Raw genomic sequence first — 13,063 nt, 5'->3', positions numbered from 1 at the left:
TTTTAATAAGGAGAGCAGCATGCCCCATTTTCATAGCGTCATCCCTCCGTATATTCTTCGCCGTATTATCGAAAGCGGTTCTGAGCCGCAGCAGCGCTGCGCCCGTCAGACCTTAACCCACGTCCAGACGCTGATGGCCCATATGCCGGGCAAACCCGCCGCCCCGCATGTTAATAAAGCCGGTCAGCTTGAGCGTGACATCTACGATGCGAAACAGACCCAGGAGCTGCCGGGTACCCAGGTGCGCTATGAAGGCCAGCCCTCCAACGGCGATGTGGCGGTGGATGAAGCGTACGATTATCTGGGTATCACCCATGATTTCTTCTGGAAAGAATATCAGCGCGATTCGCTCGATAACAAAGGGCTGATCCTCACCGGCACCGTGCACTATGGCCGGGAATATCAGAACGCCTTCTGGAACGGCCAGCAGATGGTCTTTGGCGACGGTGACGGAGAAATCTTCAACCGCTTCACCATTGCCATCGACGTGGTGGCGCATGAGCTGAGCCACGGCGTGACCGAGACCGAAGCCGGACTGATCTATTTTGAGCAGTCGGGCGCGCTGAACGAGTCCTTATCAGACGTGTTCGGCTCGCTGGTGAAGCAATACCATCTTAAGCAAACCGCCGATCGGGCAGACTGGCTGATTGGTGAAGGGCTGCTGGCAGCGGGGATTAACGGCAAAGGGCTGCGCTCAATGTCTGAACCCGGTACCGCCTACGACGATCCGCTGCTCGGCAAAGACCCGCAGCCCGCGCACATGAAAGATTTCATCAAAACGCGCGAGGATAACGGCGGCGTGCATCTTAACTCCGGCATCCCCAACCGCGCGTTTTACCTGGCCGCAACGGCGATCGGTGGCTACGCCTGGGAAAAGCGGGTTATGCCTGGTACGACACGGTTTGCGATCGCAACCTGGCGCAGGATGCGGATTTTGACGCTTTCGCAAAACTGACGATAGCGCACGGCGAGAAACGATCCGGTAGCGACGTTGGGGCGGCCATTAAACAAGCTTGGGAACAGGTGGGAGTACTGTAAATGCAGGTTCCGGAACTGACGGATGACGCCGTGGTTGAGCTGGCCCGGGAAGGCGGCGTCGCCTTTATCCCTAAGCTGAGCGGCCAGCGCACCATTGCGCTCTCCTCGCTTAATGAGGCCCAGCGCCAGCGCCTGGTGAGCATTCTTGAGCAGGCTTTCCCGCGCGGCCAGCCGCCCGGGCAAGCCTCTTCCCCCGGCAGCGGTGACCAGCGCTATTTCCGCATCCAGATTATCTGGACCGGCCAAAATCAGGCGCACTACGCCGATATCATCGTGCTGGTACCCGAGCAGGAAGCACCCGAGTCGCTGGTGGAACTGTGGCAGAAAGGTGAAGGCTGCGTGTGCGATTAACCTTCGGCCCGAACAAACTCCACGCGTTTTTTAGAGATAAGACCGTGGCCGTTCTGGCAAAAATAGTCCACCGCACCGCAGGCTTTTAGTACCTGGAGTGGCTGATGACACTCCGGGCAGCGGGCTTCGAGCGCGATATCTTTATTACAACTTTCGCAGTGCGCTACCCCGTTCAGGGGCTCCAGCGGTGTCTGGCAATCCGGGCAGGTAATCGTCATGGTGACTCCTTCAAAGCGTTCAGGTCTGCGATAATTTTACCACGTCGTGTTCAGTGCGGGCCACGCAACTGTTGCTGTAAGGTCAGCAGCAGCGTCACCTCCTCGACCCTGCGGCGCGTCGTGCGGCTCACCTCGTGCGGATCCCGTTCAAAGAGACTTTTTGCCCCCAGAATATGCTCCGCAAGGCAATGCCCGTAGATCGTACCGGGAATATGCCAGCGCTGAATTTCTTTACCCTTAATCAGCTCCAGCACATCTTCTGCGCCGCGTCGGTCGTGGCTGACGATGCGCCCGTCGCGCAAATAGAAGCGTAATCCCTTTTGCCCGCCCGCAGGCCCCGCGTATTTGTTAAGCCAGATGTCCACCGGCACGCCGCTGATGCTTCCCTGCAAATGCGCCTCGCCTTCCGCCGTGGTCAGATCGCCCGTTGCGATTTCGCGGCCCAGGCGGTCTTTTGCTGTCACCACCTGCAACGTCATATCGTCACTGCCGCCCAGGTAACGCACCGTTTCACGCAGCATCGCCAGCACGTGCGTACCGATATCCAGAATCACACCATCTGGATGGCGAAGCGTTCGCGCGTCTGGCTCGCCGGTGGCGAAGTTGAGCGCAATGGGCTCTCCTTCAGCGTTATACCCGCTTGGCTCCTGCAAAAAGCCTTCGATTTTGACGATGTCAGAAACATGAGCGACCAGTGATTGCTTTACGCTATCGAGACGCGCCATCCAGTGATCGAGCGCCAGCACGCGGTCGGCGGCTCCCGGTTGAGCCAGCAGCGCTTTCAGTTTTTCAATTTGGGGCAGCGTGGCGACAATCGGTTTTTCTACCACAATACGCGACGCGGGTGAGGCCAGCGCCTGCTCAAGTACCTCGAGATGGTACAGGGAGGAAGTGGTGATAAACAGGGTATCCAGCGGGTGGGAAAGAAGTTCACCGAGCGACGCGCAACGTGTGACCCCTTCAGGCTGCTTCTCGGGATGAATATCAAAACCTAAACAGCGCGGAGTATCAGGAAAAAGATTTCGTATTGCCGGTAAGTAAGCCGTTTCAACCACTGCACCAAGCCCAACAAACCCTAACAGCATGTTCTTACCTCGTTAAGTCAATTGCCGGGGCATAACGCCACCCCGGCAAGGTCGAGGTTTATCAGGCGTTAGCGGCCGGTTTAGTCTGCGCATTTTCCAGCATGCGGCGCACCGGAACAATGAGGACGATCAGCACCGCAGCACAAATCAGCAGCGCAATGGAGCAACGGGCAAAGAGGTCTGGCAGCATATCCAGCTGGTCGGCCTTCACGTGACCACCAATCAGCCCCGCAGCCAGGTTACCCAGCGCACTGGCGCAGAACCACAGGCCCATCATCTGGCCGCGCATTCTCTCCGGCGCCAGCAGGGTCATGGTCGCAAGACCAATCGGACTCAGGCACAGTTCCCCGAGCGTCAGCATCAGGATACTGCCCACCAGCCAGAACGGAGAAACCCCTGCCCCACCGTTGCTCAGCACGTTCTGCGCCGCCAGCATCATCAGGCCAAAGCCCGCCGCCGCGCACAGAATGCCGATCACGAACTTGGTGATGCTGCTCGGACGAATGTTTTTGCTCGCCAGCTTCGGCCATGCCCAGCTAAATACCGGGGCCAGCAGAATGATGAACAGGGCATTGATCGACTGGAACCACACCGCCGGGATCTCAAAATCACCGATCATGCGGTTAGTGTAGTCGTTGGCGAACAGGTTGAAGGAGGTTGGCTTCTGCTCGAACGCGGACCAGAAGAACGCGGCGGAGACCAGCAGAATAAAGCACACCAGCAGCCTTGCGCGCTCTTTGCGATTCAGCCCGGCGAAGATGAACAGATAGATGAAGTAGAGCGCGACGGAGGCGGCAATCACATACACCAGCACGCTGGCGACCGCGACCGGATTAATCACAATCACGCCCTGGGCAATCAACGTTACGATGATTGCAACACCCACAGCCAGCGCCAGCAGCCAGGCACCCACGCCGTTACGTTTCACTACCGGACTGTTCCAGGTGGAGTCCAGACCGACTTCACTGTCGTAGCGCTTCATGGCCGGAACGGCAAACACGCGGAAGATAATCAGGGCGACCAGCATCCCGATACCACCGATACCAAAGCCCCAGTGCCAGCCGTGGGTTTTAATCAGCCAGCCGGAAATCAGAGGGGCAATGAACGAGCCCATGTTGATGCCCATATAGAACAGCGAGAAACCGCCGTCACGACGCGCATCGCCTTTTTTATACAGGGTGCCGACCATGACCGAGATACAGGTCTTGAACAGGCCGGAGCCGAGCACGATAAACATCAGGCCGATGAAGAACAGGTTGTCGCCCATGATGGCCGACAGGGCGATCGACAGGTGCCCGAGCGCAATCAAAATCGAACCGTACCAGACGGCCCGCTGCTGGCCGAGCCAGTTATCCGCCAGCCAGCCGCCCGGCAGCGCAGCGAGGTACATGGTGCCGGCAAAGATGCCGACAATCGCCGAGGCGTTTTCACGCGCCAGGCCCATTCCGCCGTCATACACGGTGGCGGCCATAAACAGAATCAGTAGCGGGCGAATACCGTAAAACGAAAAACGCTCCCACATCTCGGTGAAGAACAGCGAACCGAGCGGATAAGGATGGCCGAAGAAGGTTCGGCTCTCTTTTTGATTAACAGAGGATTGCATAATTCTCCCGAAAAGGTATGTGTCGTGCTTGTAAACACCAGCATGTACGCCGAACGGTTACGTATCCGATCGATTTTTTACATGCGGCGAAATGTTGGTTAACCATTTGATAACCAGGCGCTAGTTTTGTCTAGTACCGAACCCTGGACTTTAAGACGAAAATTCGATGATTGTCTACTTTCTTAGATATAAACATGGTTAAAAGCGAATAGTGATTGACATCACACAGGGAAGGCAGGCCTTTTGAATGGGCGAAAAAAACCCGCGACAGGCGCGGGTTTTAGTGAGTTCGGTAAGAATTATTTGCTTTTCTTAATGTGCTTAATCAAACGCTTACGCTTACGCATCTGGTTCGGCGTCAGGGTGTTGCGTTTATTCGCAAACGGGTTCTCCCCTTCCTTGAACTGAATACGGATAGGCGTACCCATCACGTCCAGCGACTTGCGGAAGTAGTTCATCAGGTAGCGTTTGTAGGAGTCCGGCAGATCCTTCACCTGGTTACCGTGGATCACCACGATAGGCGGGTTATACCCCCCGGCGTGAGCATATTTCAGCTTCACGCGACGACCGCGCACCAGCGGCGGCTGGTGGTCTTCAGCAGCCATGTTCATGATACGGGTCAGCATCGCCGTGCTCTGACGGCGGGTAGAGCTGTCATAGGCTTCACGAACGGATTCGAACAAGTTGCCAACACCACTCCCGTGCAGGGCAGAGATGAAGTGAACGCGGGCAAAGTCGATAAAGCCCAGACGGAAGTCCAGCGTCTCTTTCACCTGCTCGCGCACTTCATTGCTCAGCCCGTCCCACTTGTTGACGACGATAACCAGCGAGCGCCCACTATTGAGGATAAAGCCGAGCAGAGAGAGATCCTGATCGGAGATACCTTCACGTGCGTCGATGACCAGCAGCACCACGTTGGCGTCTTCAATCGCCTGAAGGGTTTTGATCACCGAGAATTTTTCTACCACATCGGTGATTTTCCCGCGCTTACGCACCCCTGCGGTGTCGATAAGTACGTACTCACGTTCATCGCGCTGCATTGGAATGTAAATGCTGTCACGCGTTGTGCCTGGCATGTCGTAAACCACCACGCGCTCTTCACCGAGAATACGGTTAGTAAGCGTAGACTTACCTACGTTTGGGCGACCCACGATAGCCAGCTTGATAGGCAGATCCTGCGGGTTGAAGTCGTCTTCCGGCTCTTCCTCGCCTTCCTCTCCGGCTTCAAACTGCGCCCAGTATTCAGCGTCCTCGTCCACCTCTTCCGGCGGGTTCACTTCATCTACCCACGGCAGCAGAACGGTTTCCAGCAGGCTGGTAACGCCACGACCATGCGAGGCCGCGATAGGATAAATATCGCCCAGGCCTAAAGACCAGAAATCCGCAACAGCCTGATCGGCATCGATGCCGTCAGTTTTGTTCGCCACCAGGAAGGTTGGCTTTTCGCGTGAACGCAGATGTTTAGCGATAGCAGAATCCGCGGGCATCAGGCCAGCGCGAGCATCCACCATAAACAGAACCACATCCGCTTCTTCGATAGCCAGCAGAGATTGCTCTGCCATGCGGGTTTCTACGCCGTCTTCCGTACCGTCAATACCCCCGGTATCGATACAGATGAACTCGCGTCCTTCCACCTCTGCACGACCGTACTTACGGTCACGCGTCAGCCCCGGGAAATCCGCAACCAGCGCATCACGGGTGCGTGTTAAACGGTTAAAAAGAGTGGATTTTCCAACGTTAGGGCGCCCGACAAGCGCGACCACAGGTACCATGTTTGAAGCCTCATAAAATTCAAAATAACGTCGCTTTCGCAGCGTTTTTAAAAATGTCAAAACGGCTCCTGAGTGAACAGGAGCCGTTTAGTATACTACAACCGCCGTGTAATTAACGCGTGATCGCGTACAGCGTGCCGTCTTTTGCCTGAATCAGCAGTTTGCCGTCAGCCACAACGGGCTCCGTCAGGAAGCCTGAGCTATCCACTTTCTGCTGTGCCACGAAGCGACCATTCTCTGGATCGATCCAGTGCATATAGCCTTCGCTGTCGCCCACCACCAGGCTGCCGTTATACAGTGCCGGTGCGGTCAGCAGACGGTGCAGCAGATCGCTCTGCGTCCACAGCGTCACGCCACCTTCGGTGCTCAGCGCCAGCAGACGGTCGTTCTGATCCACCATATAAATACGGTTGCCGTCGACGATGAAATCGTTCACGGAACCCAGCTCACGTTTCCACATGATCTGGCCGCTACGCAGGTCCAGCGCCGTCAGGTTGCCGTTGTATGCCAGCGCGTAAACCACACCGTCGACGATAACTGGCGTGGTGTCCACGTCACTCAGACGGTCAATTTCAGTTGAACCGGTCGCCTGGGAAATACGCTGCTGCCAGATCATCTGGCCCTGCTGCATCAGTACCGCGCTGACACGGCCGTTGTCACCGCCCACAATGGCGGCGCCAAAGGCGGTCGCCGGAGCAGATTCGCCACGCAGAGACAGCGCTGGCATATCCAGGTTAACCGTCCATTTTACCAGACCATCGGCTTCGTTCAGCGCCTGCAACTGGCCGTTGCTGGTATGGATCAGCACCAGGCCGTCGCTGACAACCGGACGCGACAAGGATTCACCGGCAACGGTGGTCTGCCATGCAACCGAACCGTCGCTGGCATTCAGCGCGTAAACCTGCGCTTTTTCGCTGCCCACATACACGTGACCGCCAGCAACGGTCAGGCCGCCAGAAAGCAGTGCAGGTTTACGGGAGAACCAGCCGTCTTTTTCCGCCAGGTTAATGGACCACACTTCTTTTCCGTCATCAGCGTTCAGCGCTTTAACGGTGCCTTTGCGATCGGCCGCATAGACAACGCCGTCAGCAAATGCCGGGTGCAGGTTGGAATAAAAATCGCCAATACCATCACCCACGGAGGTGTCCCAGGCGGTGGATGGGGTGAACTGGTTTTCAACCGTCGGCAGCGGGGACATTTTAACAACGTCTTCTTCGCCACTGAACAGTGAACAACCACTCAATAACGTAACAGAAAGCAGTCCTGGCAGAAGTAATTTACGCAATTGCATTGGGTCCCTCTCAGACGGACAAATTATTTATTTTCATCTGCATCATTTCGCTCAGCGCAGGTGAAGCTTTACTATCCACGCCAGCTTGCCACGCTTTACGCGCGCCCGCTTTATCACCTTTACTCAGCAGTGCTTCACCGCGAAGATCGGCAACAATAGCGGCAAAGCCTTCGCCTTTGATGGTATCAAGCGTTTTCAGCGCGTCGTCGGCTTTTTTCTGCTGAACCTGGATACGCGCCAGACGCAGATTGATCACCGCTTTCAGATTTTCGTCACTGGCAGCAGCAAGCCCCTGAGACAGTTGCGCAGCGGCTTTGTCCAGTTCGTTTTTATCAACATACTGCTGAGCCACTTCCAGCGCAGCCAGCGCGCCGTAGGTGTTTTTGTTGTCAGCGGCAAATTTCTCCGCAGCCGTCAACGTTTGCGGCTGATCGGCACGGATTGCGCTAACGGTATTTTCGTAGTTCAGGGACGAACCGCGAGCAGAGTCAGCCTGATGATTGTTCCAGTAACGCCAGCCTACCAGCGCACCAACACCTAAAATAACCCCTACAACCAGTGCCTTGCCGTTTTCAGCAAAGAAGCGCTTAACCGCATCAACCTGGTCGTGTTCGTTCTCGTAAATTTCCACGCAGTCCTTCTCCTTAGCCCAATAGAGTGCGCAAGTGCGCCGCAACGCCATCCTGCGTTACCGTAGTTTGCTCACCAGAGCGCAGGTCTTTGACTACCACTTCGCCGTTGGCCACTTCGGACTCACCCAGCACCAGTGCGATACTTGCGCCCCACTTATCGGCACGAGCAAACTGTTTTTTAAAGTTGCCGCCGCCGTGGTTGGTCATCAGCTTAACGTCCGGCAGCGCATCGCGCACGCGTTCGGCAAGCTGCATCGCCGCAGACTGCGTATCCGCACCTGAAGCCACCAGGTATATATCGACAACAGGATCGGCTTTAAATTCCGGATTAACTGCCTGAACCAGCAAAACAAGTCGCTCAAGGCCCATCGCGAAGCCTACAGCCGGTGCTGCACGACCACCCAGTTGCTCGACCAGTCCGTCATAACGACCGCCGGCACAGACGGTGCCCTGCGAACCGAGGCTGGTGGTGACCCACTCAAATACGGTGCGGTTGTAGTAGTCCAGACCGCGCACCAGACGCTGGTTAACGGTATAAGCAATGCCCGCCGCTTCAAGCAGCTTGCACAGGCCGGCAAAGTGTTCGCGGGAGTCCTCATCCAGGTAGTCACCCAGCGCTGGCGCATCGTTCAGCAGCGCCTGTACGTCAGGATTTTTGGAATCAAGTACGCGCAGCGGGTTGCTGTACATTCGACGCTTACAGTCTTCGTCGAGCTTCTCTTTGTGCTGTTCCAGGAACGCCACCAGCGCATCGCGATAGTTCGCACGCGCTTCCAGAGAACCGATAGAGTTCAGCTCCAGGGAAACGTGCTCAGAAATACCGAGCGCACGCCACCAGCGGGCAGTAAGCATAATCAGCTCAGCATCGATATCTGGTCCTTGCAGACCAAACACTTCCACGCCAAGCTGGTTGAACTGACGGTAGCGGCCTTTTTGCGGACGTTCGTGGCGGAACATCGGGCCGATATACCACAGGCGCTGCTCCTGATTGTACAGGAGACCATGTTCGATGCCGGCGCGTACGCAACCCGCCGTCCCCTCAGGACGCAGGGTCAGGCTGTCGCCGTTGCGATCCTCAAAGGTGTACATCTCTTTTTCAACCACGTCGGTTACTTCGCCGATCGCGCGTTTGAATAACGGGGTCTGCTCTACAATCGGCAAACGAATTTCGCTGTAACCGTAGCTGCCGAGCACCTGCTTCAGTGTGCCTTCAATGCGCTGCCAGATGGCGGTTTCGCCAGGCAGATAATCGTTCATGCCGCGGATGGCTTGAATGTTTTTTGCCACGTTTATTCTCTTTCTATATACAAAAAAGAACCCAAAGAATGGGTTCAATCATACATGGGAAGCAGCCTGCTTCCCATCACGTTATTTTTCAACCTGCTGAACGCTGATGCGCTTCGCTTCGTCCATCATCGTCGCTTTCGCGCGAATCCGGGCTTCGAGCTGGTCGATCATATCACTATTATCCAGACGATCTTTACGAACGCCATCTTCATAGAGACCACTTTTCTTGTTACCGCCGGTAACGCCCAGCGTGGACACCAGCGCTTCACCCGGACCGTTCACCACGCAGCCGATGATGGAAACGTCCATCGGGGTGATGATGTCTTCCAGGCGCTGCTCCAGAGCATTCACGGTGCCGATCACGTCAAACTCCTGACGTGAACAGGTTGGGCAGGCAATGAAGTTGATCCCACGCGCGCGGATACGCAGTGATTTCAGGATGTCGAAACCGACTTTGATCTCTTCCACCGGATCGGCGGCCAGGGAGACGCGTAACGTGTCGCCGATGCCTTCAGAGAGCAGCAGGCCGAGACCAATCGCCGATTTTACCGAACCGCTTCGCAGACCGCCCGCCTCGGTGATCCCAAGGTGGAGCGGCTGATCGATCTGTTTTGCCAGCAGACGATACGATTCAACGGCCAGGAAGACGTCAGACGCTTTCACGCTCACTTTAAACTGATCGAAGTTAAGGCGATCCAGATGATCGACGTGACGCATTGCGGATTCGAGCAGCGCCTGCGGCGTCGGCTCACCGTACTTTTCCTGGAGATCTTTTTCCAGTGAGCCAGCGTTCACGCCGATACGGATTGGAATGTTTTTGTCGCGGGCGCAGTCAACAACCATGCGAATGCGCTCTTCGTTGCCGATGTTGCCTGGGTTAATACGCAGGCAATCGACACCATATTCAGCGACTTTCAGCGCGATACGGTAATCGAAGTGAATATCGGCAACCAGCGGAACGCTCACCTGCTGCTTGATCAGTTTGAACGCCTCGGCGGCATCCATGGTCGGTACAGAGACGCGAACAATGTCCGCGCCTACGCGTTCTAATGCTTTGATTTGATTGACCGTCGCTTCTACATCCGTAGTACGCGTATTGGTCATCGACTGGACGGCGATAGGCGCCCCATCGCCGACTGGCACGTTCCCAACGTAAATCCGTTTCGATTTTCTACGTTGAATAGGAGCCTGGTTATGCATGTAAAATCTCCCGCATTGCCCGTCTGTTACTGTGCTGCTGATTGTTCGGCATTAACGGTAAGACGCGCAACCTGGTTAGTTCTGATAAAGCGGCTCAGATCGACAGGTTTTCCTTGATACTGGATCTGTACCGCTGCCGGTGCGCCGATTTTAAGCTTGTAAGGTGCCTGGCCCGTTAGATTTAACGTGCCATCTTTACGTTGCAGGCCGCTGAACAGCTTTTTACCTGTCGCATCAGTCACTTCCAGCCAGCAATCCGCCGTGAAATTCATCACCAGCGCATTCGGGTCAACGGCAGGTGCCGCCGTACCCGCCGGGTCAGTTGGCAGTGACGCCGCGGTGTTATCTGCCGGTGCCGTTGCCGCAGGGGCGGTATCAACATTGGCCTGTGAAGGTGATACGACCGCGTTCTGATCCTGGGCCTGGGTGGCTGGTGCGTTATTCGCCGTCGCTTCTGGCGTCGTCGCTGGCTCGGTTGCAGGCGTGCTGCTTGCTGCCGCCTGAGGTTCGCTGGAGGTCGCAGCTCCTTCGGTGCTCAGCGGCACGCTTTGCGCGCCGTTATTACCAGACTGATTGAGCTCAGCGGAGGACTGATCGGCCATCGTCGTGATCTCTTCCTGCTGCGCTTTGTGGTTTTGCCACCACCATGCGCCCGTCAGGCCGACAACCACGAACAGGACCAGCCAGGTAAAGCTCATCAGCCAGCCATCGCGTTTTTTACGACGTTTACCCAGAGAGAAGCTCTGCATCGGCGCAACTTTTGCCGCACGCACAGGCGCCTGCTTCTCCATCATCGGCAGTAATTCGTCTTCAGGGATATGAACCAGTTTGGCGTAAGAACGGATATAACCGCGCAGAAACGTTGAAGCCAGATCGGCGGGTGCCTTATCTTCTTCAATATCGCGAACGGTGGAAACCTTCAGGCACAGGCGTTCTGCAACGGCTTGCTGGCTGAGTCCGAGTTGTTCACGGGCGTTGCGAAGACGAACGCCAGTGGAGAGTGCTGCATTTTGATCGTGAGTGGCTTCAGTATTCATTCGCTACAACTACTGGTACGTGAAAATAAGGGTTCAGGTGCCGGTGAGTCACAATGCCACCCGCACCGCGAAACTTTAGGTCAGTTAACCTGGAACAAACAGTATAAGACTGTCGGGCCGCAGATGACAGCGCTGGCAGGCCTTCACGCTAAACTGTTGTTACGTCGTTACATACTGCCCGAAAGTCGTATGAAACGCACCGTAATTATTAATCAGTCATAATGATTGTGACTGAATATTCAGTAAATTAATGCTTCACGGCGCAAAAAACGCGCCGTGTATGCATAATAATCAAACGGTTTTGACCGCGATTGACTCACCCTGCATGCGCTTACGCAGCGTACGTTTGGTACGGTCAATAACGTCACCCGCCAGCTGACCACAGGCTGCGTCGATATCATCGCCACGCGTTTTACGAACGATGGTGGTGAAACCATACTCCATCAGCACTTTTGAGAAGCGATCGATACGGCTGTTCGAGCTACGGCCATACGGCGCGCCCGGGAACGGGTTCCATGGGATCAGGTTGATCTTACATGGCGTATCTTTCAGCAGTTCAGCCAGCTCGTGTGCATGTTCGGTACCGTCGTTAACATGATCCAGCATCACGTATTCAATGGTCACGCGGCCCTGGTTCGCGTTGGATTTCTCCAGGTAACGGCGCACGCCAGCCAGGAAGGTTTCGATATTGTACTTTTTGTTGATCGGCACAATTTCGTCACGGATGGCGTCGTTTGGCGCGTGAAGGGAGATGGCCAGCGCAACGTCAATCATGTCGCCCAGTTTGTCCAGCGCAGGCACAACGCCGGAAGTAGAGAGCGTAACGCGGCGCTTGGACAGACCAAAGCCGAAATCGTCGAGCATGATTTCCATCGCCGGAACGACGTTGGTCAGGTTGAGCAGCGGTTCACCCATCCCCATCATCACCACGTTGGTGATTGGACGTGTACCGGTGACTTTCGCCGCGCCCACAATTTTCGCGGCACGCCAGACCTGGCCGATAATTTCCGACACGCGCAGGTTACGGTTAAAGCCCTGCTGCGCCGTAGAGCAGAATTTGCACTCCAGCGCACAGCCCACCTGAGAAGAGACGCACAGCGTAGCGCGATCGTCTTCCGGGATATACACGGTTTCAACGCGCTGATCGCCAACGGCAATGGCCCACTTGATGGTGCCATCTGAAGAGCGCTGCTCTTCCACCACTTCCGGTGCGCGGATTTCCGCCACTTCTTTAAGCTTATTGCGCAGCACTTTGTTGATGTCCGTCATGTCATCAAAGTTGTCGCTGCAATAGTGGTACATCCATTTCATGACCTGATCGGCACGAAATGGCTTCTCGCCCATCTCTTTAAAGAACTCGCGCATCTGCTGACGGTTCAGGTCCAGCAGGTTAATTTTTCCATTTTTATTGGGAACCGCAGGAATGGCGACTTCGGAGGTATTCACTAATTCAGACATAATTTTTTCCGGCCTCGTTGTTACACGTTGTGGCCCTTGGTGGGTTGAAAAGAAACGCCCCGGTAAGCAGTCTGCTCGTCCGGGGCGTTGC

General features: G+C 55.7%; 11 protein-coding genes and 1 pseudogene. 2 read left to right on the top strand and 10 right to left on the bottom strand.

Annotated elements, in window-relative coordinates:
• The first annotated feature begins 19 nt into the window (after window positions 1–19).
• A pseudogene (locus SK58_RS08490) lies at window positions 20–1,038 on the top strand (M4 family metallopeptidase).
• Window positions 1,039–1,389, top strand: coding sequence for a protealysin inhibitor emfourin (locus SK58_RS08485; protein ID WP_006811517.1), 351 nt, complete (start codon window positions 1,039–1,041; stop codon window positions 1,387–1,389).
• On the opposite strand, the gene SK58_RS08480 is transcribed toward SK58_RS08485, so the two are convergent.
• The 10 genes from SK58_RS08480 to SK58_RS08435 all read right to left on the bottom strand — a co-directional run bounded on the left by SK58_RS08480 (window position 1,386) and on the right by SK58_RS08435 (window position 12,972).
• Complete coding sequence (locus SK58_RS08480) at window positions 1,386–1,607, bottom strand: zinc ribbon domain-containing protein (RefSeq protein WP_015572176.1); 222 nt, start codon at window positions 1,605–1,607, stop codon at window positions 1,386–1,388. The genes SK58_RS08485 and SK58_RS08480 overlap by 4 nt on opposite strands.
• Before the next feature lie 50 nt (window positions 1,608–1,657).
• Window positions 1,658–2,692, bottom strand: coding sequence for a Gfo/Idh/MocA family oxidoreductase (locus SK58_RS08475; RefSeq protein ID WP_048219674.1), 1,035 nt, complete (start codon window positions 2,690–2,692; stop codon window positions 1,658–1,660).
• Between the two features lie 61 nt (window positions 2,693–2,753).
• The gene (locus SK58_RS08470; RefSeq protein ID WP_015572174.1) at window positions 2,754–4,295 is read right to left on the bottom strand and encodes a peptide MFS transporter; all 1,542 of its coding nucleotides are present in this window, start codon (window positions 4,293–4,295) and stop codon (window positions 2,754–2,756) included.
• A 299-nt stretch (window positions 4,296–4,594) separates the two neighbouring features.
• Complete coding sequence (der, locus tag SK58_RS08465; RefSeq protein ID WP_022648998.1) at window positions 4,595–6,067, bottom strand: ribosome biogenesis GTPase Der; 1,473 nt, start codon at window positions 6,065–6,067, stop codon at window positions 4,595–4,597.
• A gap of 112 nt (window positions 6,068–6,179) precedes the next feature.
• Window positions 6,180–7,358 carry an outer membrane protein assembly factor BamB gene (gene bamB, locus SK58_RS08460; protein WP_017383525.1) on the bottom strand — a complete coding sequence of 393 codons (1,179 nt, stop codon included), beginning with the start codon at window positions 7,356–7,358 and terminating at the stop codon, window positions 6,180–6,182.
• Between the two features lie 10 nt (window positions 7,359–7,368).
• Complete coding sequence (locus SK58_RS08455) at window positions 7,369–7,989, bottom strand: YfgM family protein (protein WP_017383526.1); 621 nt, start codon at window positions 7,987–7,989, stop codon at window positions 7,369–7,371.
• 13 nt (window positions 7,990–8,002) lie between these two features.
• The gene (gene hisS / locus SK58_RS08450; protein ID WP_022649001.1) at window positions 8,003–9,277 is read right to left on the bottom strand and encodes a histidine--tRNA ligase; all 1,275 of its coding nucleotides are present in this window, start codon (window positions 9,275–9,277) and stop codon (window positions 8,003–8,005) included.
• 81 nt (window positions 9,278–9,358) lie between these two features.
• The gene (ispG, locus tag SK58_RS08445) at window positions 9,359–10,477 is read right to left on the bottom strand and encodes a flavodoxin-dependent (E)-4-hydroxy-3-methylbut-2-enyl-diphosphate synthase (RefSeq protein ID WP_017383528.1); all 1,119 of its coding nucleotides are present in this window, start codon (window positions 10,475–10,477) and stop codon (window positions 9,359–9,361) included.
• 26 nt (window positions 10,478–10,503) lie between these two features.
• Window positions 10,504–11,514, bottom strand: a complete 1,011-nt coding sequence (rodZ, locus tag SK58_RS08440) for a cytoskeleton protein RodZ (RefSeq protein WP_045911326.1) — start codon at window positions 11,512–11,514, stop codon at window positions 10,504–10,506.
• 291 nt (window positions 11,515–11,805) lie between these two features.
• Window positions 11,806–12,972, bottom strand: a complete 1,167-nt coding sequence (locus tag SK58_RS08435; protein ID WP_003860623.1) for a dual-specificity RNA methyltransferase RlmN — start codon at window positions 12,970–12,972, stop codon at window positions 11,806–11,808.
• Between the last annotated feature and the right edge of the window lie 91 nt (window positions 12,973–13,063).

The organism is Enterobacter sp. BIDMC93, from assembly GCF_001037805.1.
Classification (GTDB): domain Bacteria; phylum Pseudomonadota; class Gammaproteobacteria; order Enterobacterales; family Enterobacteriaceae; genus Enterobacter; species Enterobacter hormaechei_C.
This window is presented reverse-complemented; position numbering and strand designations above follow the sequence as displayed.

Excerpts from the sequence above, each read along its gene's own strand:
- SK58_RS08485 (WP_006811517.1), top strand. The coding sequence starts at position 1,039 with ATGCAGGTTCCGGAACTGACGGATGACGCCGTGGTTGAGCTGGCCCGG.
- SK58_RS08480 (WP_015572176.1), bottom strand. The coding sequence starts at position 1,607 with ATGACGATTACCTGCCCGGATTGCCAGACACCGCTGGAGCCCCTGAAC.
- SK58_RS08475 (WP_048219674.1), bottom strand. The coding sequence starts at position 2,692 with ATGCTGTTAGGGTTTGTTGGGCTTGGTGCAGTGGTTGAAACGGCTTAC.
- SK58_RS08470 (WP_015572174.1), bottom strand. The coding sequence starts at position 4,295 with ATGCAATCCTCTGTTAATCAAAAAGAGAGCCGAACCTTCTTCGGCCAT.
- der (WP_022648998.1), bottom strand. The coding sequence starts at position 6,067 with ATGGTACCTGTGGTCGCGCTTGTCGGGCGCCCTAACGTTGGAAAATCC.
- bamB (WP_017383525.1), bottom strand. The coding sequence starts at position 7,358 with ATGCAATTGCGTAAATTACTTCTGCCAGGACTGCTTTCTGTTACGTTA.
- ispG (WP_017383528.1), bottom strand. The coding sequence starts at position 10,477 with ATGCATAACCAGGCTCCTATTCAACGTAGAAAATCGAAACGGATTTAC.
- rodZ (WP_045911326.1), bottom strand. The coding sequence starts at position 11,514 with ATGAATACTGAAGCCACTCACGATCAAAATGCAGCACTCTCCACTGGC.
- SK58_RS08435 (WP_003860623.1), bottom strand. The coding sequence starts at position 12,972 with ATGTCTGAATTAGTGAATACCTCCGAAGTCGCCATTCCTGCGGTTCCC.